Origin of the sequence: uncultured Gimesia sp. (assembly GCF_963976445.1) — a bacterium.
In the GTDB taxonomy this organism is placed as follows: domain Bacteria; phylum Planctomycetota; class Planctomycetia; order Planctomycetales; family Planctomycetaceae; genus Gimesia.
The window spans coordinates 16,198-40,303 of the sequence record NZ_CAXBKP010000025.1 but is presented as its reverse complement, the minus strand read 5'-3'; the positions used below and the strand labels follow the sequence as shown (position 1 = coordinate 40,303).

The following is a 24,106-nucleotide window of genomic DNA, read 5'->3' as shown; positions in this document are numbered from 1 at the left end:
ATCTTAGTTCCGTACAAAAATACCATTAGCAAATACAGTCAGGTTGCCGGCATCATCCCGCTGGGCTTTGCCTTTGACGACGACGGTTTGCAGTTCTTTCAGGTTGAGCAGTTTGCGTGCGTCTTCATTAATGAGCGTTCCCTTGTCATCAACGACTTTGATGAGCGCCATCGCTGTAGGGAGCTTGTCGGTTTCGCAGCAATAATCCCAAGGCTTTGCGCAACCATCGCCGGGAATATCGCTACAGGCCTTTAAGGAATTATCAACAATGGAAAAGACCGCGCGACCGTCGACCCAGGGATTTTCGCTGCCGCCGATACGACCAACGAGAACCACTTCTTCGTCATTTTGTGCCGACTTTCGGGCGTCGATGACCTCTTTGGCGCCCGCTGGTTCGCTGGTGAGTAATACTTTCGAGGTTACCGCTGGGGCAGTCGTTGTTGTTTCAGTCGTACTTGTGCCTTCTGGAGCAGGGGGTGAATTTCCACAGCCGGCGAAAAGACAAGCTGCCATTGTGATTAACAAACTGTGAGAGAATAACTGTTTCATACTTTCAATCCTTTTTTAAAATGTTTGCTCAAAAACAAGATTCGAGCGGTTGTTAAACTGATTTTAATCCATCGATAATTGGTAATCGGAGCGCCCGCAGAGCAGGGGGTATGGCTCCCAGAAACCCCAGTAGGATTCCGACACTACAACCAATCAACAGTGAGATGCTGTCGATCTGAAGCGTGAAGGCTCCCATTGTAAACCGTACTGAAACTCCATTAATCAGGAAGATCGCGATCAACGCTGCGATCAGGCTGGCCGCGGTTGACAACAGAAGTCCTTCCTGGATTAAGCTGATCATAATGGCGCGTCGTAAAAAACCGAGTGTCTGCAGGGTTGAGAGTTCTCTCGTTCTACCCACGACGGCACCGTAGAGTGTATTCAAACCTGCAAAGACTCCTGCGCCGGAAACTAAAAAGACGACGAGCCAGGCCAGCATCCGAATCGGGCCGTAATCTTTTTTGAGACTCTGATAATATTCGACTTCTTGAATTGACTGTAGTTCGAGGTCGAGTCGTTCTTTACAGAACAGGTTCAAGTCTGGGTAGTCAGAGGGGGAATTCAGTGTCACGGCAACGAGACTCAAATCCTGCCGTTTCATCGCCTGTTGCAATTCATCCAGGCGGCACCAGATTTCAGATTCAAAAGCAGAACCAGCGGCAGAAAAAATCCCACTGATGCGCCAGTTTCTGCCTTCGAGGTTTAGCTCACTGCCGACAGATAATTGTTGTGAGGACAGTCCGAGTTTCGTATCCACGAGTTGCCCTACGATAATCTCACCCGGTCCAGGCCAGTTTCCGGATTCCAGTTCTACCTGTCTTCGTACTAATAGTACTGACTGTGTTACGCCACGTACCAACCCCATGGCGGTTTCTGATTGACCGGGAATTTCAATCTGCGTTCCCAGATAGAGTTCAGGTGAAACATATTTTCGTTCATGAAAGCTTTTAATGCCGGCCACACTGGCGGAAACCAGTTCATTGGATCGCATGGGGATGGATGAGTATTCCAGATTTTCTCCCATCCCCAAAGAGAACAGGAGCGCCACCTGCGGATCTCCGCTGACGGTCAGCGAGTGTTCCAGGCCGCGAATGAAACCGATCACGACAAACACCAGCACAATGACTGTCGTCAAGCCAGTCAGGGTGAGCAGGGTACGGGTCGGACGCCGAAATAGATTGCGCACGCCGTATTCCCAGGGAATTAATGAAAACCAGAGCATAGAATAGCATTCTGAGGTTTCAGGTCAGCGTGGAATAAAGCAATTATCCTACGCGCAGCCTGAATCGAAACGGAAATCAAGTGAAATTCGAGAGTCGAAAACTCAGAAAAGAATCAGCACTGAAACGACATCTGCAGACAGCGCAGTGCGCGACCGGAGGGTGGCACGACATCTAGGAGAACGATGCCAGTCTGAAGGTTAGTGCTGATTGGTTGAAATGTTGCATCCTGAAGGGAAATCACAAACCAAAGTACGTCGAGATTTGTCTGTTCGAGCTGGTTTGTGTTTTCCATAATCGCGCCCGAGCAGAAGCACTGGCAACAATTCGACGGAGAAGGCTCTGGAGTCAGAGGGTTTTCTGATGATCGGGACTGACAATGGCTACAGCAACTTTGTACGGCAGTGTCGGTAACTTCTGCACTACTCTGCATGCAATTAAACGGGCAGGCAAGAATCAAAAGTGTTAACAGTAGTGTGAGTACTTTACCAATCACGTGATACCTCGATAAAAATGTAGATACTTTATCGTAGAGCATGCAGACGCGTTTGACAACATCATTTTATTATTTGTTCAACTGAAATTCTGGAAAGCGTTCTTTATCGTGCTCGCGAATGCGAATCCAGTGATCGGTGAATGAGAGGTTATCGTGGACTTCTACGGGGGGCATATGACATTGCAAACATTGGCTTTGCATTGATTCTTTTGAACAAACGGGCGCGTGGTCTTTCAGATCACTGTGACAGTTCAGGCAGACCTTTCGATAGACTTCCGGGTCCCTGCTGGCCTGCTGATGGGGATTGTGGCAAGTGGTGCAGTCAAAGCGGGCTGGTTTTCCGTCTGCCAGTTTTACTTCAGACTGTTTTAGAAAGCAGGGGCTTTGCGACATGCCGACCGGGGCGAACCGAATCAAGAGATCATTATCCGGGTGAATTTCATCCGATTCGAGCTGATCGGAGCGTCGATGGCATTCGCCGCAGCGATTGATCGATTTGAGTGGGGTCAGTTGATTCCAGTTAAGAATGTGTAAATCTTTATCCCCCCGTTCGACGGCTTTGATGTGTTCTTCACCGTTCAGGTGGCAGCGGGCACAAGAGATGCCGGTGATCATCTGGCTTTGATCAATTTCACCTGGAACATCGCCGAGGTAGGATGTGTGGCAGCCAAAACAGTTCATCGTTTTCGCATGCGAGCTGACTTCGCCCAGTGTTTGAATGCCTGTTTTGTTGTGCGCCAGATTCTGAAGTCCGAGCGTGACCCCCAGTTTTCCCGGGGGATACCAGGAAACAATGTGTTGCAGCAATACTGACTCTCCCGCTTCATTGGGGAATAGAGAGACGGGAGTCATCGCGTGCAGGCCGGAGCCGAAGACCCACTCGATCCGTACGGGGCTTGGATAGCTGTCGCACTTGACCCAGAGCGCATCGTCCTCTGCATAAAAACGGTAGGTGAGTCCATTCTCTTTGAGTGTGATTTCTTTACCAGCAAATTTCTCCAGTACGTCAGAATCAGTGGCTTTTCTGAGTGTTCTGAGGTGCGGTGCTCCGGAAAACTGATGGCAGACTTTTTCGTGGCACTCACAACACTGTTTCATTTTGACAGGTTGTTCGGAAGAACGGACTTTGGGAACAAACGAAATGTTTCCTTGCGAGCCGTACAGATACCAGGCTGTGCCTGACGCGAAGGCCAGGAGCAGGATCAGCAGTGCTGGTATAAAAGGATATTTCTGGCTCATGGAATTGAATCCAACATGCGTTGACTGGGGACTACCAGTTGATCTTTGGGATAAAGTTGAATCAGTTCACGAAACGTTTCTGCAGCGCCGCTGGGATCACCGGATTCCAACAGGATCTGTGCTTTCGCATATAAAGTTTCACTATTATTGTCTGATAAAATTTTGAGAGCCGTTTCCCAATCCCCTTGTATATACTTTAGGATGGCACGTTCTAATGAGTCTGATGTGCGAATCGGTTCTTCCAGTCCATTGAGCACCGGACCTGTGTGAGCAAAATCTCCCTCGGTTTTTCCTGCGAGTTGGATCAAGGAAAATGATCTGATGAAACTGGGTCTGCGCTGCCCCATTTCCAGCTTTTCCTGATAGGCTAGTTCTTTCTGACAGAGTTGAAATTCATGAATGACCTGTGGCGAAGGATCATGTTGCAGTAATGGGTGCAGTACGCGTAGTGCGGCTATATAGAGTTTCATGCCACGAAACGTTTTTGCCTGTAGTATCGCCGGTTTCAAATTGGATGTGCCGCTCAGAATTCCCCACCAGTCAGAGCATTCCGGAGTTCCAGAGGGAGAGGGGAGCGAATAGGTCCATTGATCACGGTTCAGGAAATCTTTGGCGCGTAACAGCTCCACAATTTTGGGAGTACTGAGGATATCGCCGGACCAGCCATACGGAATCACCGAGGCATCTACGGACATCGGTTGCCAGCGACTGTCGAACAGGGCACGAATCGTTTTTTCGTCTCCATTCGGGACCAGCAATAATTGGCAATTTCTGTTTTTTAAGCGAATCCACCAGCCGCCCCAGCTCCCATCGGCACGGGGGTGTTGGAATATCCAATCATTCGACAGCTCTTCGTTCAAGGAAAGTTCTTCGAATAGAAGTCCCTGTAAAAGGGCTTGTCGGAGTGTTCTGACCGGTTGGATTTTGTGATCGGCTTTGATCCAGCACAGCATGCCAGTGGGAGCGATACCCATGCTGTGTGCTGTGCCTTCGTAGTTGATAGGGCCAATCGTCTGATTCAATAATGTAATATCCAGCTCGGGGGCGATTCCCCAACCAAGACGCTGTGATTGACCGGGTAAACTCCCGGCGGCCGACTTCCAGCTTAAGATCAGGATTCCCAGAATCAATAAATAGCGTCCGAAGGCCGGCGAAATCGCCTGTTTCCATTTTGCAAAGGGAAGTTGGAATTGATGGGCGACCATGGTCTGTGAGAGTACGAGGGCTATGCCAATCGCACAAGGAGCCAGACTGTCATAATTGGTCCAGGCGGGGATAGCGAAGGCTAGAAAGGCGATTGTTTCTATCCAGGAAGTGGATTTACAGATGAGAAACAGAGCCGTGACGACCGACAGGATTGACAGCCCGATGACTTCGATGCTGGTGCCATTGAGAAATGTGGGGTGCCAGACGGTCAGCGCTAAAAGATCCCGGTGATAAAACAGGCCGGGGAACAATTGGAGGAACGAATCATAGGGAGTGAACCAGCCACGGGGAGTGAGCATCAGCGCCAGGAGCGAAAATAGAATCAGCAGAGTTGTCTGTTTGAGAGGCCGTTTATTTTCTGACTGGAAACCGGGCAGTAGAGGAGCCAGTGCGACGACCGCGATTCCCAACAGGCAAAGCGGCGAACTGTTGGCCCAGAGTGCGAGTACGAGCAAGATGGGGACCATCGTTTTGGCACTAGGTTCTCGGCACCAGCGTGCAGTAATGAACCAGGTGAGAAACAAGAACCAGCAGTCGAGCAGGCGTGGCGTTGGTTGCCAGGCGGAATTGCCTGTCACTAAGATCAACACCACAATGAAAAACGCCAGCCAGTTTAGTGAATCCTCGAAGCGTTTCAGGAACAGAAATAAGAGCAGACCAACGGCGGTGCATTTCAACAGCATCAGTCCCGAAAAACCTGCCAATTGGAATGAGAGATAAAATGGGAGGCCGCCCAGCCAGTCAGCTTCGTTAAGCGGAGTGCCGGCTGTTAAAATGGGGCCGGGAGGTGCGAGATAAGATACGACAACGTGACCGCGGCTCAACTGCCACCAGACATCCGGGGTGGCAACTGGCGTCAGTACAAAGCTGGCTGTGAGTATGAATAGCAATACTCTGCGCAGTTTTTTATCAGTGGTCGTTAAGTCTGGTTCAGTCATGCGGCGCTGTACTGTGAATCAAAAACAGGCAGAACGAAATGTGAGTTTATCAAAATCGAACAGAAAGACGTGTATTCATGCCATTATATAGTTGGCTGAGAGTGATGAATACGGATGTTTTGTGCTCCCTGCCGAGAAAATGCAATTGATGAGGCATAAGCGACTCTCATACGTACCCCGTTTTCCCTGTGTGACGGATTTCGGGCATCAAACAGAAAAAGCCCGATCGAATTCACGATCGGGCTCGGAAGATACTGTTTCTAACGAATATCAGGGGCGAATTATTTGGCCAGTGTTTTGACTTCTGCAGGCGTCAAGGCACGATCAAACACGGCGATTTCGTCCAGGCGTCCTTCCCAGTTGGATTGATTATCTGTCCGTCCGCCGAAAAAGAGTTGGTCGAGTATCGGTCCTGGTACACCGGGAGCCGATTTCAATTCAATTTCGGGTTTGCCATTCAGATAGACTTTCACTGTTTCTGCATCGCGGACCAGAGTCACCTGATTCCAGGTCCAGCGTTTCACGGCAGTCTGGCCGGCGTGGAGTTTGCGGTCGCTGCCGTTCATGAATACGAGCTTGCCGGGAAATTGGGTTCCGCCGAGTCCCAAGTGATCGCCGTAAGCGGCGAGTCCATGATTGGGGCCTTGGGAAACCATCCAGCCACTGATTTCGCGAGCGTCCAGCGGCATCCCGTTCCAGATCCAGAGGGAGATGGAATAGTGGTCTTTCAGATCATTGATGCGTGCCTGCAGGCGATTGCCGGCAAAATGGACGGCCCGGTTGGTTTCGTCAGCTTTACAGAATGACTTCGACTCAGGTCCTTCCAGGAAGTAGGCAATGGCGGGTTCATAGATTGCGTCTCGTTGATTGCCGGATGAGTCACGGGCGCGAGGACCGTTGAACTCGTCCAGTCGCCAGTAAGCAGATGGCTTCAAGGAGAGGATCGCTTCCGCAGCGGGTCCACGGCTCTGTTGATAAAATTTTCGCCGTTGGTTGCTGACTTTCTCTAGTAGTTCGAGGTCGGATTCCACAATGCGCGGTTCGGCTAAGACTTCGAGACCCGCAGAGCGAGCAGCCCAGGTGTTATAACCGCCCAGTAAATGCTGCTCGGGAGGTGGGATATAACCATCGCCGCCGTTGGCGAGTTCGATGACCATGGTTTTGGCCAGCGGGCTTTGCCGTTTCAGTTTTAAACCGGTCAAGGCATACGTTTCGTTGGGGGTGGTTGTGATAGCGATGTCGCCGATGCGGAGTGCCTGTGTGACGATTTCCGTTGACTGACGCTCGTGCAGGATGACCTGCTCGCGGGCATAGATTTCTTCAGTCGTCTTCGGGAGCCGGTCGCCTAGTTCCTTTACAATGCGTTGTGACCATTCCAGGAGTTGTTTATTCGGCACGCGATAGTTCAAGTGCAGGCGGTTTTCCGCCATTTCGATGTCGGCGTCCTGTAAATAATTGATGTTTTTGTAAGCCTGCATGGTGATTTTGATCAGGCCTTGAGCATATTTATTGATATCGTCGGTAATGGCCCATTGGTCTTTGGGTTTGGTGTAATCGCGACGGTAAATGTCACCACTACAGCCATGTGACATGATGGCGACGAAGCGAGGGGCGTCCTTTTCGACTTTCTTTCCCAGCTGCTCCTGGAGGCCGTTACAGTACAATCCGAAGTAGTCGGCACTCAGCGCACCATCACCGAAGTAGTGCATGGAAAAATTGGCCAGTAGAGCAATCGGTCGCCCATTTTTGGCACGGAATGAGATCAGCGATAGTTCGGGGTCTTCCGGTCCCGATTCACCAACGGCATTGTCCCAGTTGGTCCCGGCGTGCATTGTCGCGCGGACGGTTGGGTTGCCGAAAGGATCGTTTCTCAACCGGTCGGGACGCAGGATCCAGCGTCTGAGTGCGGTATAGTCGGCGGCGTTTTCTGATCCCCAGCCGACTTGAGCCGGTTCCAGATTGGCTTCGGCGGCGACAATGGCATCGACCAGTTTACCGCGGAGAAAAGGGACATATTCGGGATCAGCGTTCGTGCCCAGGCAGGCCAGACTGGAAGGAGCCGAGTGCGCATGAGTGGCTGAAATTAGAATATGGTCTGCGGGGATTTTGGTCCGTTGGGCGGTTAGTGTTTTGACTTCATCCAAAAGTGGACGCGGCAGCATGCAACTATCCACAACGACGATGGCAAGGCGCTCTTCGCCGTCTGCGACAACGATAGCGCGTGCGTTGACTTTAGTTTTGACCGTACTCACGCTGCGGCTGACCATGCTGCCATTAACGAGTACGGGGAACTTGGTGGGGGTGACATCAACGATGACAGCACCAGCCTGAAGTTCAGCAAAAACCTGCGTGGGAATGAACAATGCCAGGGCGGCGAGCAGGAGGGGGGCGAACGTTGGTTTCATGTGAGCAGATCCTTTAGGCTTTTAATCAGCTGTGGTTTTGAAAATGAACACCGTTCTTTTAAGTATAACTCTCAGTGAATCAGAGTGAAATCATGATAGTTAGTATTCTTAATTAAATGGCGTGAAAAGTAAAATCCTGCGAAATCCTGATGCACAGGTTATTTACTTTTCAGTTCAAAATCGGCTTCGTTGCTCCCCGCTTGTTTAATGATTGTTTTTAAGCCACTGGTCGAACGGTTGGAATACTTGGCAGGAATTTTGGTAGCAGTTTTTTCTTTTGGTATTTCTGCCAAGGCCATGGCGTTTTCTTCTTCCACGACCGGGGGGGTGACGCTGATTTCGTATTCCGCGCCAATATCAGCCTTGGGGAATGAAATTGAATAGTTCCCGTCAGCGTCGAGATTCGCATACGCACTTTCCCCGGTTTTGGGAGAAGTGAACTGAATGCTGGCTTGCTGCAAAGGGGCACCATCCAAAGTTATGGTGCCTTTGATTTCCACTGCAGGGCGGGAGTCGGCTTCCCCACTACAGCCCACAAGTAAAGCAGTCATGAAGAGCAGACAAGCGATGAAATTCAATTGATCGAATTTATAGAAATGCATTTGAGGATTCCGGTAAAAAATCGTTCGCGATCAAAGTCGAGTCGGATCGCATCACGGGATAAGATATTTTAGCAGGCAGACAAATCAGGTTTTCGGTTTACCATTCACCAATGGTCTGGCCATCATCGCGGACACAGAGTCGCTGAATTATTTGCAGGTCTGCGTTATCACTGAGAAAGCGAGTGGCGCCATCTCCCAGCAGGACATGTACGCCACCAGTGTGATGAGAAGTCAGTGGTGTATTCCAGTCCCATTTGGCATTGGCTTCTGCACCAGTCGAAGTCGGATTTGGATTATGATACACCGAAGTGACCCCCGTACCAAACCGGTGCAACATCGGGCCCGCGGCGATCCATTGTGTGACTGTGCCTGTGTTACTGGTGCCGGCCCAGCCTGATGTATAGATCGACTGCATCAGTTTCGGTGTGCCCGTTGAACTGCGTGATTGCTCACCCACTATGATGGTATTGGACGATCCGTCGGTAATATCTCTCATCCCGCGACACTCGTTAATCAGCAGGCAGCCTGTGTTAGAAGCAAAGCTATTGTACTGTGTTTCATAAAACACGTTTGGGCGTCCTGCCGGATCGGGGTAAGCGCCCATGATGCCAACATATTGATGCCCCTGCGATCCCTGTCCTAATTCGTTGTTGGCATATTCAAACGGGATAGATGCACTGGACGGACACATAAAAATGGGAGTGATAATTTTATCTTTGAAGTGCAGGGTGTCGCCGTTATAGGTACCGCCTCCCCCTTCCCAAAAATCAACGTCGCTGCCCGGTCGAGTTTTGGTTAACTCATAGATGTTGGCCTGATCCATGTAGGGCAATAATGCAAAACGCCAGTTGTTGGGCTGATCATTGGGGGAGCGTGATCCGATCGGGAATTTGGTATAGACATCGTGATAATTGTGCAAGGCGAGCCCGATTTGCTTCATGTTATTTTTGCACTGGCTGCGACGCGCTGCCTCCCGGGCCTGTTGAACAGCAGGCAATAATAGGGCAATCAGAATCGCGATGATGGCAATCACGACTAGAAGTTCGATTAACGTAAATCCGGATGTGCGCGTACCGCGCAGAGGATGAACTCGCATGAAATTACCTATAATGAAGTATGGGCAGTATGGAAAGAGTGGGGCTGTGGGTTAAAGAAGCTACTTGACTGCTAAGAGTCATTTTATTACATATTTGGGAGGGAAAGCAAGTAAGTTAATTTAATAAAGTAATGGTCGGGCCTGAGAAAAAACTGTTTTATCAGGAGTATGGTTATTTCTTGCATGGAAACCAGTCTGTGGACAAGCGTTGGAATAAAGAGCACGATTCTCAGGATTGCTTGCGCAGGTCTTCGGAATCGATGTAGACCGACTTCAGGAAGTGCGGATTACAGGCCACAAAAAAGACCAGGTCGTCCTCGCCGATATTGGTGATGCTTTGGTCTGTGTCGGGGGGAATGCGTACGACATCGCCGGGATAGACTTCAGTTGGTGGATAGTCGCCGACTTCGACGAGTCCGGTGCCCGAGAGCATGATATAGCGTTCAAATGTGCCTTTGAGTCGATGAAAGCGGGTTTTCTTGCCGGGTTCCACGCGGGCACGCGCGAGGGAAACTTCCGGGTCCACATCAGGGTGGGACATTTCAAGGATGAAGCAACCTTCTTCGAAGAAGTATTCGTCTTCCTCTTTCGGGCGGGTGATATGATCCATCTTGCGGGTTCCTTTTATACAGAGCATGATCTTTGTGGATTATGCATTTTGATTTGTGTTGAAAATGGATTATGACAGGACAAGGCGAGATCGTCAAAGATACCAGTCAGCGACGGCAATAAAAAAATGCGTGCCCCTTTTCTGAAAAAGGAACACGCAGTGGAATGACAGCAACCATTTTCTGAGCGGGAAGGAAACTAAGTCAGTTCGGAAATAATTCCATCGCCACAGAAATTGGGATTACCGAATGTTTTCACGTGGTGCCCCATGCCGTGAGCCAGCGACATCAAGAAACGGTTGTGGGGAACGGTTTTGAACTGGAGCGAGCGTCCCATTTTGAAGTCGAGTCCCTTACCAACGAGAACCAGAGGGACATCGTTCAGCGTATGCGAGTTGCCTTTACCTAGTTCGTTGGTCCAGACAACGAGCGTGTTATCGAGCATGGTTCCCTCGCCATTAGGTTCGGCAGTTTTATCCAGTTTCTGAACCAGATAGGCCAACTGCTCGCAGAACCATTTGTTGATTTTGGTCAGTTTGTCCTGGGCATCCTGATCACTGTCCGGTTTATGCGAGAGTCCGTGATGGCCGTCTTCGATGCCGAGCCACTTCATTCGTGCTTGACCAACTGAATTGGTGTACTGCAGGGTCGCGACGCGTGCCATATCGTTGGCCAGACTGTTGACCATCAGATCAATCTGCATTTTACTGGTGACGGGCATGTGATCGTTATCATTTTTCACACCCACTTCCTGTACGGGAACTTTGAAGGACAGCTTTTGTTCCTGTCCTGCTTTGAGTTCCTGTTCCATCTGTCGGACATACGTTTCATGTTCTTCTAGAAGCTGCTTGTCTTCGCGGCTGAGTTTGGTTCTGACTTTTTTCAGGTCTTCCCGCACATCATCCAGAATACTAGCGAGACTTTTTCGGTCTTTCATCTGACCGTAAATCTTTTCAAACATCTGGTAGGGATCGTCAATCGGTGCGATCGGTTTATTGGAACCGGCATAGACCATACGGGTCCAGGGGTCAGCCCGATGAGGCACATTGACGCCGAATTCCAGTGAGCCGAAGCGGGTTCGTGTTTCTGGCTGACTCTGCAGAAAGCGTTTGATTTCCTGGTCGACGGAATTCCCGCTGGCCCAACCGGCGGGAGTATGCGATCCGCCTTGAATGTTGCCGGGCAGTAATTCAATCCCAGTCAGCAGGCAGCTCATGCCGCGCATGTGACTGTCGCCGTCTCCGCGAACACGGTCTGCGACTCCTTTGATCACGAGCATCTGATCCTGATAGGCCTTCAGCGGCTGCATGATTTCTTTTAGTTCGAACTTGTCGCCAACTGCGTCCGGCCAATAGGTTTTGGGGACGATGCCGTTCGGGCTGAACATAACGATCAGTCGCTGTTTACGAATGGCTCTATCTGCGGCAAAGCCGAGGCTTGGCAAATGCATGACCAGCGGCAGGACAGCCGTAGAAAGTCCCAGTTCTTTTAAAAATGCGCGGCGGGATTGATATCTCATGAGGTATTACTTTCTCAGGAATGAGGCTGATGCAATGCAGCAACCTTCATAATTTCGATCAGTAGCTGTTGAATATTATAACCAGATTTTTCAAATTGTGTGGTTAGTTCTTCCCGGATATTTTCTCCATAAGCATTAATTGGCTGTTTCACTGCCTGATGGAAAAGTTGGTCGACAAATGCTGCGTGGGCGTGATGGTCGGTGGCTATATGGGTGGCCAGATCTCGGGCTCCGTTGAAATTGACGGTTTCGCCCGAAACGGAAGTCAACTCAGCCGAGGCGTTGATGGATCTCTTGACTTCCTGTTCTCTATATCGGCCAATCGCGTCAAAGTGCTCCAAGCTAAAACCGAGAGGGTTGATGATACTGTGGCACGACATACAGGCGGATGGCTTGGTGATCAACGCGACTTTTTCGCGAGTGGTCATGCCTGGTTTGAAATTGCCGTCTTTAAATTCGGTTGCCTGTGGCGGTGGCTTCAATGTTCGCCCCAGTAAACGCCGCGTGACAAACACACCGCGATGAATGGGGGAACTCAAGTTGTGGTAAGCGAAGTTCGCCATCATGTAGGGATGTGTGATCACACCCGCACGCTTGTCTTTATCGAGTGAGACTTTCTGGAATTCCTGCCCGTCGGGAAGTTTGACGTCGTATACTTTTGCGAGTCGGGGATTGAGGTAGACATAATCCGCGAGCAGCAACTGCCGGTAGTCGGATGATTTGTTCCAGACCACTTCATCAATGAATAAGTCAAGTGAGGTCCGTAAATCTGAGACCACCAGTGCATCAAATTCAGGGAAGAGCGCTTTATCTTTTGCCAGTTCTTCTTTTTCATCAAGTTGCAGCCAGTGATGAAAGAAATAACGTAGTTTGGATTGCGCTCGTGGATCTTTCAACATGCGTTCTGCCTGTTTCGCGATCTGGGCGGGCGTTTTCAATTTCCCTGCTTTGGCTTGGTCATACAGTTGACGGTCGGGCATGGAATCCCATAGGCCGTAGGAGAGTCGGGACGCGATAGCAAAATCGTCCAGTGCTGGATATTCTCGATCGGTATAGAGAAAGCGGGGTGATTTTAAAATGAGCAGGATGACACGTTTGACCGCTAATTCGACGGCTGGTTCCTGTTTAAAATGCTGGTCAACAAAGAATGTCTTTTGCTCGTTTGTGAGAGGACGTCGAAAGGCCAGTTCGGCAAAACGATGACAGAATTGCTGGATTTTTTCTTTACGATTTTTGGCATCTGGTTTCGTGCCCGCCAATCGATCAAGGTGTTTAATGACGTTGGTCATGATTTCGATGGCGGCAGACGTCGTTGCTTCATCCCAGGATTTAGAAACAGCAGTGCCGCGTTCGTAACCCGAGACGCTGTCATCGGGAGGAAATACGGTAGACGTGATAAACGTTCCTGGCATCTGTTGTGGTGTGAGATTGCGTTGGGGAATGACTTCCTGTGCTTTATGCGGAGGCTTCCATTCCAGAACAACCGATGAGGACTTTTCTTTGTATTTGAACACATGCAATCGGAGTGTGTAGGGCTTGCCTCCGAGCAGACGAATCGTGGCTTTGTGCTCCTTGGCCCGTCCCTGCGAGCTGACCCATTCGTCAATAATTGGGTCTTTCTGATTCACCCATAACCGGGCGCCATTTTCGGTTTTGAGAATGAATTCGTAATCGCCGGTTTCTTCCGCGAGGACCGAGCCTTCCCACTTCATCGAAAACTCTTCCGCATTGGTGATTTTATCGACAGGCTTTTTGTCACCGAACTGAAAGTTGACTACAGGGTCAATTCGTTTAATGACTCGCTTGTCTCGTCGCATGCTGCGACTGTCGTAATATTCTGCATTGAGGCCGCGTTCTGTGTTGGTGGCTTTCGCATTTCCCAGGAAGTGTGCCATCAGGTCGGCTGTTGTGAACAGGTACTGTCGCACGGTTAAATGGGAGAGTTGGACGCGTGCGCTTTTGCCTGCAGTCGCTTTCGTAAAAAAACGATCGTACACATATTGGGCGGCCCGTTTGGCATCTTCACCCTGACAGAGTTCAGGGTCTTCTTCCGGCATGGTTTCATCGATGAGCGTGGTGAGTTCGACCAGTGACTTCATGCCGTGAAACGGGTTGGCTTTATCGGTTACGCCTTGGCCGCTGGCGGCGTGACACTCGACACACATTTTGCGGTAAATCTGTTCGCCGGTGAGCGACTTTGTTTCTGCCGCTTGCGTGGTCATCGAAAAACCGAAACAACAGATTCCCCACAGCAGACAAAGTGCGGTCATACGAAATCGGAAATGATGATGTTGCGGGCTGGCAATCATACTTAGTTTCACAGTCTCAGGTAGGAAAATTAGGTGGGAACTCTTGTTTGTGCTTGCCTGCGTAGAGGCAAACACGAATATGCTGATTCGGTTATAGGATTGTAGCTCCTATAGCTGATCAACATATCGGTATTATTTTATTCTGTCTTGAGGGCAGAGTCAAGTTGCTGAAAATGACACAACTCGTTGCATTTTATGAGGTTAGTTAAGGAAAGGGCCTGTTTTTACTTCAGCAGGGGCGCCGTTTGTGCTTTGGAAGTGATTCCGGGAGGTAATTCCATGATCTGGATGCTCCGGAACTGAATTTCAGCCCCTTCCGATTCAAGGCAGAGATATCCTTTTTTGATGGATGCGTTTCGGACACCATTCACAAATTTTCCGTTTACGGAAAGTTTTACAACGCCATCGACACAGACGACTTCGTAGACATTCCATTCTCCTTTTCCCTTGCAGCGATTTTCGATGGACTTGCTGCGAGTGCCACGCGGGTTATCGGGAATGGTCGTTAAGCCGTTGGCACCGAAGAGTTCGCCATGCACATAAGCAATGGGGGGCAGAGTGCCATCTTTTTTCTTGTGCTGATTGACCCAGTCGAGCTCCAGCATCTGAATTTCCATTCCCTTTGGTAATCGTCTGCCATCCGGAACGGTGCCCTCGCTCCAGGCAAAGACGCCTGAATTGCCGCCCGCTTCCATATGACGCCATTCGACGTGGAGCAGAAAATTCTCATACTGCTTATCGGTTCGCATAACACCGATGGGGTGTCCCGTGCAAATCAGCATGCCATCTTTGACATACCAGGTGTCTTTAGCCGTATTGACATTCACCCAGCCGGTCAGGTCTTTGCCATTAAACAGTGGCTTATAGTGCGGCAGATCGTCGGCTTGCGCTTCCAGAAGGTTACAGAGCAGAATCAAAACAAAACTACAAAGGGTAGCGATCAATTTCTTCATGGTGAATCTCTCCTGTCAGGAAGTGGTATGTGTCATGCCGATGCGACTAGTGCTTTGTCAAGCTAGGAATTGAGGGTTGGGGGTGTTGTTTACGTGCTCCGTTGTCGCACTCTTGTGATATCTATCAACCCAAAATTAAAAATGACGCTCCACTAGATTAGGTTCTTCATTGGGGTCTTCTCGGGCCTTGTCATTAAGATACGATCATACCTGTCACGAAAGTGTGAAACAAGGGGCTCATTAAGATGAACGTAGCTGTCGCGTACTCAAACCAGTTCCTTCAGACGCGTGCCTGTATCGAGCAGATATTGAGGCCGTCCCCGTGGATCGGTCAGCGTGATGGCATGCGGATCAATGCCGAGGTTATGATACAGAGTGGCAAAGATGTCTTTATAATGCACGGGCCGCTGTATCACGGCGCTGGCGGTGCGGTCGGTTCTGCCGATGACCTGGCCGGTTTGCATTCCGCCACCAGCGAGAATCGCGGGGCCGACACGAGGCCAATGGTCGCGGCCTCCATTTTTGGAATTGATCCGTGGTGTGCGGCCGAATTCTCCCCAGGCAACAATGGTGACATCATCCAGCATGCCCCGTTCTTTGAGGTCGGCGACCAACGCGGTGAGGCCATGATCGACAATCGGCAGTAATTGTCGCAGGCGATTGAAGTTGCTGGAGTGGGTGTCAAAATCACTGATCGAGATGCTCACACAACGTACTCCTGCTTCTACCAGGCGGCGAGCCAGCAGGAATTTTTTCACCGCACCCGGGCCTTCGCTCGTGTAAAAGCGTGATGACGTATTTTGTGGTGCCGGCGTAAAACGCGCCAGGGTTGCAGGATCTTCCAGAGTTAAATCCATTGCATCTGCCAGGCGGCCGGAGGTCAGAATGCTGACGGCTTGCTGGGAAAAACGGTCCATCGCGTCCATCATGCCGCTGGCATCCACTTTGCGACGAATCGTATCGAGTTCGGTGAGTAAGGTCGTGCGGTTTTCGAGCCGTTCCATACTCAGTGATGGGTTGAGTTTGAGGCTGACCTGATGGTCGGCTCCTAATCGCTTGAGTTCGCCCTGCATACCTTTTTCAAGCTGGCGCTGGAACAGGTCCGAGATATCAGGACGAAAGGGTTGATGCGCGGGTCCCAGGAATCCAGGACGAGCGCTGTTTCGAACTAAGCCGCGTCCTTGCATGATGTCAACAAACGAGGGAGCAAGATCCTGAGGTGTTCCTTTGAGTCGGGAGATAACTGAACCCAGAGCAGGGCGTCCGCCGACCGAGAGCATGTCTTTTTTCGTAAATCCCGATTGTGTCTGAAATGCATCGTGCGCACCGGCGGAACCAACGAGCGAACGTACAAACGCAAATTGTTCTGCGTTTGCGGCAAGACGCGGCATTAACTCGCAAATTTGTACTCCGGTGACACTTGTCGAGATGGGCTGGAACTCGCCACGAATTTCTACCGGGGCTTCCGGCTTCAAATCGATCATATCCATATGAGGCGGCCCACCATCGAGATGCACGTTAATGATGGCTTTGGTTGAGGACCGGATTCCTGACTGTTCTTCGGCACGTAATAGGTCGGCCAGAGTGAGTCCGGTCAGTCCGAGCGCACCGATTCGGAGAAATTCCCTTCGTGAACTGGTGCGACTTTGCTGATCCTGCGCGCTCAAGAATGACAGCATCGTTTTCCTTTCCGATTCAGCGATTTCAAACGGCATTCGTTTCGAATGCAAGTTTAGCCAGTGCAGCAATACATATCAATGTATATTTATGTCAAAAAGTCAGGGAATAACTCAAGGGAATTGTATTTTGGGTAAGAACTCCGATCGTTGTGAAACCAGAGGGGGGCTGGGCTTATAAACAGGATGAATTCGTCTTGTTTTGCGTGAGGGAAACGGTTAAACTGAACATCATTGTGAGCCAGAATCAATTTCTGGCCCAAGCCAAGCGGTGAAGCGTGGATGGTGAGTCATCTGCGTTTCTCGTTTATTTTGGAACGAAGCCAACATCATCTTCAGTATCAGCACAAGTCGTACAGGAGTAGTCGAATGCGTTTTCCAGTAACAATCAACTTTTGTTTTACGATCTGTTTTGTGAGTATTTTTTGTGTTGCGGTTGCTTCGTTTGCAGAACCACCCGTTGCGGAAAAGACTAAAGTAAATCCGGATGTGAAACCGAAATCTGAAGCGAAGGCACAGAAAAAGCAATCTGCAACGAAACGACTTGTGACTGTTAAGGAAGCGCGCCAGCGAGCGAAGCTGACACATAGTATTTATGCGACGACTCTGGAAGCGATGCACCATCATTACTTTTTTCATGACAGGGCGAATGTCCCTGCACGTGTGATGGAAGACATGTTTGCTGATATAGAACGTCAGGAAAATATCAAGGCGAAGTGGATCGCCGTGAATGCGAAAGCGATGAGCATCGATCATGAGCCTGAAGGAGAGTTCGAGAAGCAGGCGGCTAAAGAAATTGCTGGAGGCAAGCACGAATACGAACGCGTGGAAAAAGGAGTTTACCGGCGAGCGGTAGCGATCTCTTTAATGAACAACGGCTGTCTGGGTTGTCATCTTGGATTCGGAGCCAACGATAATAAACGTGACCGGTTTGCAGGTCTGGTTATTTCGATTCCCGTCAAGCAGGATTGATGGATGACTGCGTGTGAACATGTTTGCAGTTCAAGGTGTGCTTGGGTTTATAAGAGCACGGAATCTTAGCCTTAATTGTATATCGCAGAAGACCCCAAAACGTTAACAACTATTTTCAAAAAAAAGCAAATAGTTCGGGGTTTAAGTTTTAATCTCTTGGAATTCAAGTTTTTATTTCAATGATTGAAACTTCTTCACGATCTTCATCAATTCTTAATACATTCTACTACAATATAAAATATTGCTAGTACTTGGATATCGGTTTACAGTTTTCAGTTCAGAGTTAACCCTCATTGATTTGATTATTCTGAAAGCTTAGATATTAAAATTAACTGCTTATAAGAAAAGACGCATGTGCCCGATGGATGCGACACAAACAAGAACACTACAAACTGAGTCTGCACAAAGTCGTGCAGAACTGGCACGGAACTGGGTGAAGGTTCAACCTTCACTGATGGCTTTCGTTGTGGCATCAACTCCTCAGTTTAGTGATGCGGAAGATCTGCTGCAGGAAGTGGCCGCTGAAGTTGCCTTGCGATATGACGAATATGATAATTCGCGTCCTTTTCTTCCGTGGGCATTATGGATTGCAAAAATCAAGATTGCCGATTTCTATCGAGGCAAGCGGCGTGATCGCGTGCTGTTTCTGGGAGAGGCCATGGATGCACTGGCCGATGCCTGTTCCCGGGTGCAGCAATTGATGACTGAAGAACGCGACTTACTGGAATATTGTCTGGGGCAACTCACTGAGCGTTCTCGACGTTTGTTGGGTCTGCGTTATACTGATGATATGAAGCCAAAGCAAATTGCCACCGAATTGGGCACATCAACTGGATCGGTTCGAGTGACGCTTTCTCGAATCCGTACCACCTTGATGGATTGTGTTCAAAAACGGGCCGCTGGTGAAGCGAATGTCGGAAATTAAAGTAAGCACGGCGCTCGAGAATATCGATGCTTATCTGGATGGCGAAGAGCTTTCTCCAGAAGAAGCGCAACAGCTGGAACAATGGATTAAGACTGACGGTGAGAATGCCGATCAGGCATTTCGACGCGTGTTTTTGCACTCTTACCTCAGGCAGCGTTTTCAAGTTCACTCGATCGGTGAAGCACAGGCCCGCGAACTGGAATCGCGACAAAAAGAACCGTTGGTGCTTCCTTCGGAATCTGAAATCGAGGTTCAACCTCAATCACAGCCTGGAACGGTCCCCATACGGCCTAAGAAGAAACAGAAACAACGCAGTACCTTACTTACGTGGCGTTGGTTTCTGATGGTCGGGATCGGCATTATTTCTACAATCAATCTGGCAGTCATGTTCATCAAGGATTTTCAAATACCCTATGATGAAGACAAGGCATTCGAAGCGATTACCTTTGAGTCCGACTATGCCAGGAAAACCTTCCTGATGGCGCGGAAGGCGGCCCAACCATTCCTGTATGAAGGTTTCGATTATTCACCGGAGTTTCTGAGTGAGAAAGAAACAGATGGTGTAAATGGTTTGAGTGGCGGAATCGGCTGGTCTGGTCCCTGGATCGATCAGGGAGTGGCCTTTTCCTCGATCATTCAAGACCCCAAAAAACAGAATCAGGGTAAAAATGATATGCGGTTGTTTGGACCGCTGGGATTCTCAGACCAGCATGGGAATATGCTGTTAACTCAAGGAGGACAGTACCGCTCGGGAGCGATGCCTGAATCTGTAGCGGTACGGCACATCGATCTCCTGCAGGTTCCTTATGCGTTGTCGGATGAAAAAGGTTTTGGCGCTGATGGCGAAATATTATGGCTGAGCTTCATGGCACAGTCTTGTGATAATGCCGGGGATGGGCGTTATGCCTATATCGACTTTGGAAATAATGAGTCGAGTCTGCGGATCGGAAAACTGGCTTCTGCCGTTCGTGGTAACTGGGCCGCTGCAGGGCAGGTCAACGGCACGGAAATCAATACGGCATCCAGCGATGTTCTGTCAGGACAGGCAGTGCTGATTGTGGTTCGGATTCTATTCCGACCTGGTGCCGAAGAAGTGGACCTGTGGCTTAACCCGCCTTTAAACCGGATTCCGGATCTGGATAAGGTCGACCTGCGGTTGATGGCGCCCGATTTGCGAATTGAACGAGTCAAAATTGTCAGCCGCTATTCTACTGACTTTGACGAACTTCGCGTCGGCGTCTCATTTGTCGATGTGATCCCGGCTAGCGACTTGACTGAGTGAATTACAGTTCTGTTGCATTCGTCTTTCTCTTGAAGCAATCGGATTGACAGGCGTACGTTGATCGTCTCCAATGAATAAGACACATTCTATCAATCCGACCAATCACAGGTGAGTTGTCTGTTGGAAAGCGGAACCATAGAATGGAATTGACGTGCCTGTACCGAATTCTAGCCGTTTACCTGCTTCCATCGATTGGGAAAACAGATGATTAAATTATGCCTGCCGCGATTCGTCTGCCTGTTTCTGGTGTTACTTTCTTTATCGAATACTGCTCAGGCAGCCGCGCCTCAATATAATGTGCTGTTCATTATCTCGGACGATCTGACATCTACGGCGCTTTCTTGCTATGGGAATAAGGTCTGTCAAACGCCGCACATCGATTCCATCGCCGCTAAGGGGACGCGTTTTACGCACGCTTACTGTCAGGCCACATATTGCGGTCCTTCTCGGGCCTCGTTCATGTCGGGATATTATCCGCATGCGTCAAAAGCATTTGGTTATGTCAGTCCGCGATCATATATTGGTGACAGGGCGACCTGGTCACAGCATTTCAAAAACAACGGTTACTACACGGCACGCGTCAGCAAGATTTATCACATGGGTGTGCCCGGTGATATTGAAAAAGGGAATAACGGCACCGACGACCCCGCATCATGGACAGAACGGTTTAACAGCCAGGGACCGGAATGGAAAGCACCCGGGGATGGGGAGACGCTGGAAAACAATCCCAATGGCAAAAAACCTGCCGTGGGTGGGAATACCTTTGTGGTTGTGGAAGCAGACGGCGATGATCTGGTGCACTCGGACGGCAAGACGGCGAAGAAAGCAGTTGAGCTGATCGCGAAACACAAAGACGAGCCGTTCTTTCTGGGAGTTGGTTTTGTCAGGCCGCACGTACCGTTTGTCGCGCCACGATCTTATTACCCTCCCTTCAAGCCTTACGATAAACATGTCCTGCCAGAAAAGGTTGCCGGTGACTGGGATGACATTCCGAAGCTGGGCATCAACTACAAAACGAGCGTGAATATGAAAATGGATCTACGGCGGCAGAAAAAAGCGGTTGGCGGCTATCTGGCTTCTGTCGCTTACATGGATGCACAGGTCGGCAAGGTGCTGGATGCGGTCAAACGTGCCGGGATTGAAGACAAGACGATTGTGATCTTCACCAGCGATCATGGCTACCATCTGGGGGAACATGATTTCTGGGCGAAAGTAAGTCTGCATGAAGAGTCGGCGGCGGTGCCGTTGATTATCAGTGTGCCCGGCAAGCAACCTGCGGTCTGTCATTCACTTGCCGAACTGCTCGATTTATATCCCACGCTCAGTAGTCTGTGCGGTTTGAATGTTCCCGCTAATATTCAAGGCAAAAATCTCGCGCCGCTACTTGACGATCCGAGTTTGCGTGTGCGTGATGCCGCCTTCAGTGTTGACCCACGGGGTAAGGGAAATCGTGGGTTTCTGCTTCGCGATGATCGCTGGGCTTATATTCAATATAAAGAAGATGGCTCCGGTGGTGCCGAGCTCTTTGATATGGAAAAAGACCCGCAGCAGTTTACGAATCTGGTTGGCAAATCAGAATACGCGTCGACCGTCGCTGCGTTTCAGAAACAGATGGCGGCAAAATTGAAGGCCATTCGTACCAATGACCTGGGGCATTCCTATACAAAGTAGTAAACGACCTGGAGGATGTTCGCGTTCAATCGACGCGAATACTCTGGGTCTGTCCTGTTTCGGCTGCTTTATAGGCGGCGTAGATCGTACGTAACACCTGCAGGCTGTCGTGGCTGTCGAGCGTGGGGGGGGCTTTTTCCAGAACCGACCTGACCGCAGCGTGGACACAGGGAGTATAGCCGCGCGGTGTCAGGGATTCTTCAAACTTGTGGATGGTTCCCGGTTTGTCGGCATTCAGCGACCATTGAAGATGTTTGCCGGTCGAGTAATCCATCTCCAGCCAGCCTTTCGATCCCCAGATTTTGATCAATGACTGTTTTCCTCGATTGATGTAATAACCGGAGGTCATTGTTCCCAGAAAACCTTTGTCAAACTTCAAACTGAGGGCCGCGGAGTCTTCCACATCAATCGGCTGTCCGCCGATATTGGTGATGAAGCCGCTGACATCGGTGATCTTGGAATCGGTGATGTACATTCCCAGATCGAGCCAGTGAATTCCGAGCCAGATTAAATGTCCGCCTCCCGCGCGTTTTTTTTGTGCGAACCAGCGGTCGTGATAGCTTTGACTGGTTAAACGGGTCTGATCGGCGATGAAGTTAAGTTCGATGCCATAAACTTTTCCGAACGTTCCTTTGCGAATCATACGACGTGCCGCTTTGACTTCCGGATTGTTGCGATTCGCGAGAGCCAGCATTAGATTCAGGTGTTTCGAGTCCGCTTTCTGCACCAGGGTTTCAAAATCGTCGATATTCGTGCAGGCGGGTTTTTCAGCAAAGACAGGACAGCCATGGTCGAACGCAATATTAATGGCCGCGGGTGCCTTGCCGGCTTCGAGGGTGATCAACGCCAGATCTGGTTTTTCTTTCTTGAAGAGTTCCTCGGGGCTGTTATACACACGCGTGAGTTTGTCGCCTAGTTTCTGGCGGGCTTGCGCGACATGTTTCTGGCCTTCGTCACTGAGAATGACTTCGCTGATATCTTCGCAGGAAGCGAGTGCCGGGAAATACGCGCCGAGATGCGCAGACGTTTCACTGATAATGAGTGCTACTTTTGCTTTGTCTGCCATGAATCTGCTTTCTCTCTATCGGGGTCTCTGTGTTGAAGATCTTTGTGAAATTAAACCTGAGGTAGTTCGAAGCCATCGCGATAGTCGCGCGTCAGGTATTGGTTGGCGTCTTTATCTTCCGGGAACGTTTCGGTTTTGGGATCAAATACCAGCCGTCGTCCGGTGCGATACGAAATATTTCCGAGGTGGCTGAGCAAAGCTGAGTAGTGGCCTTCTTCAATTTCGGCCAGCAGGTCTTGAGACTTTCTGTTTTTCACGCAATCAATAAAGTTTTGATAATGCGTTGGCGTGTCCTGCCACTTCTGTTCGAAAGCGGGGCCACGTTCATGTTTGAAAAAGATACGATAGCCAGAGCGATCGACCATCATGAATCCTTTATCACCGTAAAAAATATTGTCGTTATCGTGGCGATGTGCCTGCATACGATAAGGGGTGAAATCGCGCTGCTCGTAAACATAGAGCAGATCATCATACTCCCAAGTGACGACCATCGTGTCTGGCGTTTCCTGGGCATCTCCTTTGGAACCCAATTTCGCGCCGCTGCAGGAGACGGCGTTCGGCGCTTTCAGATTCATGCCCCAACGGCCGATATCAATTTGATGCACACCATCATTGCCAATGTCGCCGGTACCAAAATCCCAGTTCCAATGCCAGGAAGTGTGAAAGCAGTTGCGGTTGAAGGGCCGTTTTTGTGCAGGGCCCAGCCAAAGATCGTAGTTGACTCCTTTGGGAACCGGTTCGTTCGGGCGTGGTGGATAAAGGGCACGGCGTTGATTGTTGATGGCTTTGACCATTTGTACTTTGCCGATCACGCCATCTTGGATTTGCTTCCACGCTTTTTCATAGACGGGGGTTGAACGCAGATTGGTGCCATGCTGGACCACCCGTTTGTATTTGCGCGCGGCATTCACCAACTGACGTCCTTCATGGATATTGTGTGAGCAGGGCTTTTCTACATAGACGTCTTTGCCAGCCTGGCAGGCCATGATCGCGGCTGGCGTGTGCCAATGGTCGGGTGTGGCGATGACAATCGCGTCGATATCATTCCCGTCGAGGAGAGAGCGAAAATCTTCAACCAGCTTAGGTCGTTTTGCTCCTGATTTTTCAATCTGGTCTGCCATTTGGCCACTACGGCTTTGATCGGGATCGCAAACCGCGACAAGTTGACTGTCAGGCAGCTTTGAGAACCAACTGCCCAAGCCACGCCCTCGACCACCACAGCCGACGAGTGCGACGTTGACTTTGTCATTTGCGGAAACCGCCGCCTGACTCAACGCAGATGCTCCCACCCAAACAAGAGATGCTCCCATAAACGTGCGACGGTTGACGTTGCTCATACCGGTTCTCCTTTAAGGGCATAATGGCTCGGATTTT

The 24,106-nt window shown here is 50.0% G+C and carries 18 protein-coding genes; 4 read left to right on the top strand and 14 right to left on the bottom strand.

Annotated features, from left to right (window positions below):
* Positions 1-3: 3 nt before the first annotated feature.
* The 12 genes from AAC022_RS21630 to AAC022_RS21575 form a co-directional block, all read right to left on the bottom strand.
* Positions 4-549, bottom strand: a complete 546-nt coding sequence (locus AAC022_RS21630; RefSeq protein WP_339734353.1) for a hypothetical protein — start codon at positions 547-549, stop codon at positions 4-6.
* Between the two features lie 52 nt (positions 550-601).
* The gene (locus AAC022_RS21625) at positions 602-1,771 is read right to left on the bottom strand and encodes an ABC transporter permease (protein WP_339734351.1); all 1,170 of its coding nucleotides are present in this window, start codon (positions 1,769-1,771) and stop codon (positions 602-604) included.
* 563 nt (positions 1,772-2,334) lie between these two features.
* On the bottom strand, positions 2,335-3,504 hold the full coding sequence (locus tag AAC022_RS21620; protein WP_339734349.1) for a multiheme c-type cytochrome: 1,170 nt from the start codon (positions 3,502-3,504) through the stop codon (positions 2,335-2,337).
* Complete coding sequence (locus tag AAC022_RS21615) at positions 3,501-5,648, bottom strand: tetratricopeptide repeat protein (RefSeq protein WP_339734347.1); 2,148 nt, start codon at positions 5,646-5,648, stop codon at positions 3,501-3,503. The genes AAC022_RS21620 and AAC022_RS21615 overlap by 4 nt, the downstream gene beginning before the upstream one ends.
* A gap of 281 nt (positions 5,649-5,929) precedes the next feature.
* Complete coding sequence (locus tag AAC022_RS21610; RefSeq protein ID WP_339734345.1) at positions 5,930-8,053, bottom strand: LamG-like jellyroll fold domain-containing protein; 2,124 nt, start codon at positions 8,051-8,053, stop codon at positions 5,930-5,932.
* Positions 8,054-8,211: 158 nt separating this feature from the next.
* A complete protein-coding gene (locus AAC022_RS21605) occupies positions 8,212-8,655 on the bottom strand; it encodes a carboxypeptidase-like regulatory domain-containing protein (RefSeq protein ID WP_339734343.1) in 444 nt (147 codons plus the stop codon).
* Positions 8,656-8,752: 97 nt separating this feature from the next.
* Positions 8,753-9,751 carry a DUF1559 domain-containing protein gene (locus tag AAC022_RS21600; RefSeq protein WP_339734341.1) on the bottom strand — a complete coding sequence of 333 codons (999 nt, stop codon included), beginning with the start codon at positions 9,749-9,751 and terminating at the stop codon, positions 8,753-8,755.
* A 229-nt stretch (positions 9,752-9,980) separates the two neighbouring features.
* The gene (locus AAC022_RS21595) at positions 9,981-10,361 is read right to left on the bottom strand and encodes a cupin domain-containing protein (protein WP_339734339.1); all 381 of its coding nucleotides are present in this window, start codon (positions 10,359-10,361) and stop codon (positions 9,981-9,983) included.
* Between the two features lie 197 nt (positions 10,362-10,558).
* Positions 10,559-11,878, bottom strand: a complete 1,320-nt coding sequence (locus tag AAC022_RS21590) for a DUF1552 domain-containing protein (protein ID WP_339734337.1) — start codon at positions 11,876-11,878, stop codon at positions 10,559-10,561.
* A gap of 14 nt (positions 11,879-11,892) precedes the next feature.
* Complete coding sequence (locus tag AAC022_RS21585) at positions 11,893-14,187, bottom strand: DUF1592 domain-containing protein (protein ID WP_339734335.1); 2,295 nt, start codon at positions 14,185-14,187, stop codon at positions 11,893-11,895.
* A 224-nt stretch (positions 14,188-14,411) separates the two neighbouring features.
* On the bottom strand, positions 14,412-15,140 hold the full coding sequence (locus AAC022_RS21580) for a DUF1080 domain-containing protein (RefSeq protein ID WP_339734333.1): 729 nt from the start codon (positions 15,138-15,140) through the stop codon (positions 14,412-14,414).
* Positions 15,141-15,406: 266 nt separating this feature from the next.
* Entirely contained in the window at positions 15,407-16,819 is a 1,413-nt protein-coding gene (locus tag AAC022_RS21575) for a DUF1501 domain-containing protein (protein ID WP_339734331.1), read from the bottom strand.
* Between the two features lie 366 nt (positions 16,820-17,185).
* Here AAC022_RS21575 and AAC022_RS21570 point away from each other — a divergent pair, with 366 nt between their 5' ends.
* The 4 genes from AAC022_RS21570 (at position 17,186) to AAC022_RS21555 (ending at position 21,666) form a co-directional block, all read left to right on the top strand.
* Positions 17,186-17,788, top strand: coding sequence for a DUF3365 domain-containing protein (locus AAC022_RS21570; RefSeq protein WP_339734329.1), 603 nt, complete (start codon positions 17,186-17,188; stop codon positions 17,786-17,788).
* A 352-nt stretch (positions 17,789-18,140) separates the two neighbouring features.
* Positions 18,141-18,713: a sigma-70 family RNA polymerase sigma factor gene (locus AAC022_RS21565; protein ID WP_339734327.1), complete on the top strand. Its 573-nt coding sequence runs from the start codon at positions 18,141-18,143 to the stop codon at positions 18,711-18,713.
* Positions 18,700-19,995 carry a hypothetical protein gene (locus tag AAC022_RS21560; RefSeq protein WP_339734325.1) on the top strand — a complete coding sequence of 432 codons (1,296 nt, stop codon included), beginning with the start codon at positions 18,700-18,702 and terminating at the stop codon, positions 19,993-19,995. The genes AAC022_RS21565 and AAC022_RS21560 overlap by 14 nt, the downstream gene beginning before the upstream one ends.
* Positions 19,996-20,199: 204 nt before the next feature.
* Positions 20,200-21,666, top strand: coding sequence for a sulfatase (locus AAC022_RS21555; RefSeq protein ID WP_339734323.1), 1,467 nt, complete (start codon positions 20,200-20,202; stop codon positions 21,664-21,666).
* Between the two features lie 25 nt (positions 21,667-21,691).
* Here the strand turns inward: AAC022_RS21555 and AAC022_RS21550 are convergent, their stop codons facing one another.
* Positions 21,692-22,732 carry a Gfo/Idh/MocA family oxidoreductase gene (locus AAC022_RS21550; RefSeq protein ID WP_339734321.1) on the bottom strand — a complete coding sequence of 347 codons (1,041 nt, stop codon included), beginning with the start codon at positions 22,730-22,732 and terminating at the stop codon, positions 21,692-21,694.
* A gap of 50 nt (positions 22,733-22,782) precedes the next feature.
* The gene (locus AAC022_RS21545; RefSeq protein ID WP_339734319.1) at positions 22,783-24,069 is read right to left on the bottom strand and encodes a Gfo/Idh/MocA family oxidoreductase; all 1,287 of its coding nucleotides are present in this window, start codon (positions 24,067-24,069) and stop codon (positions 22,783-22,785) included.
* Positions 24,070-24,106: the final 37 nt, after the last annotated feature.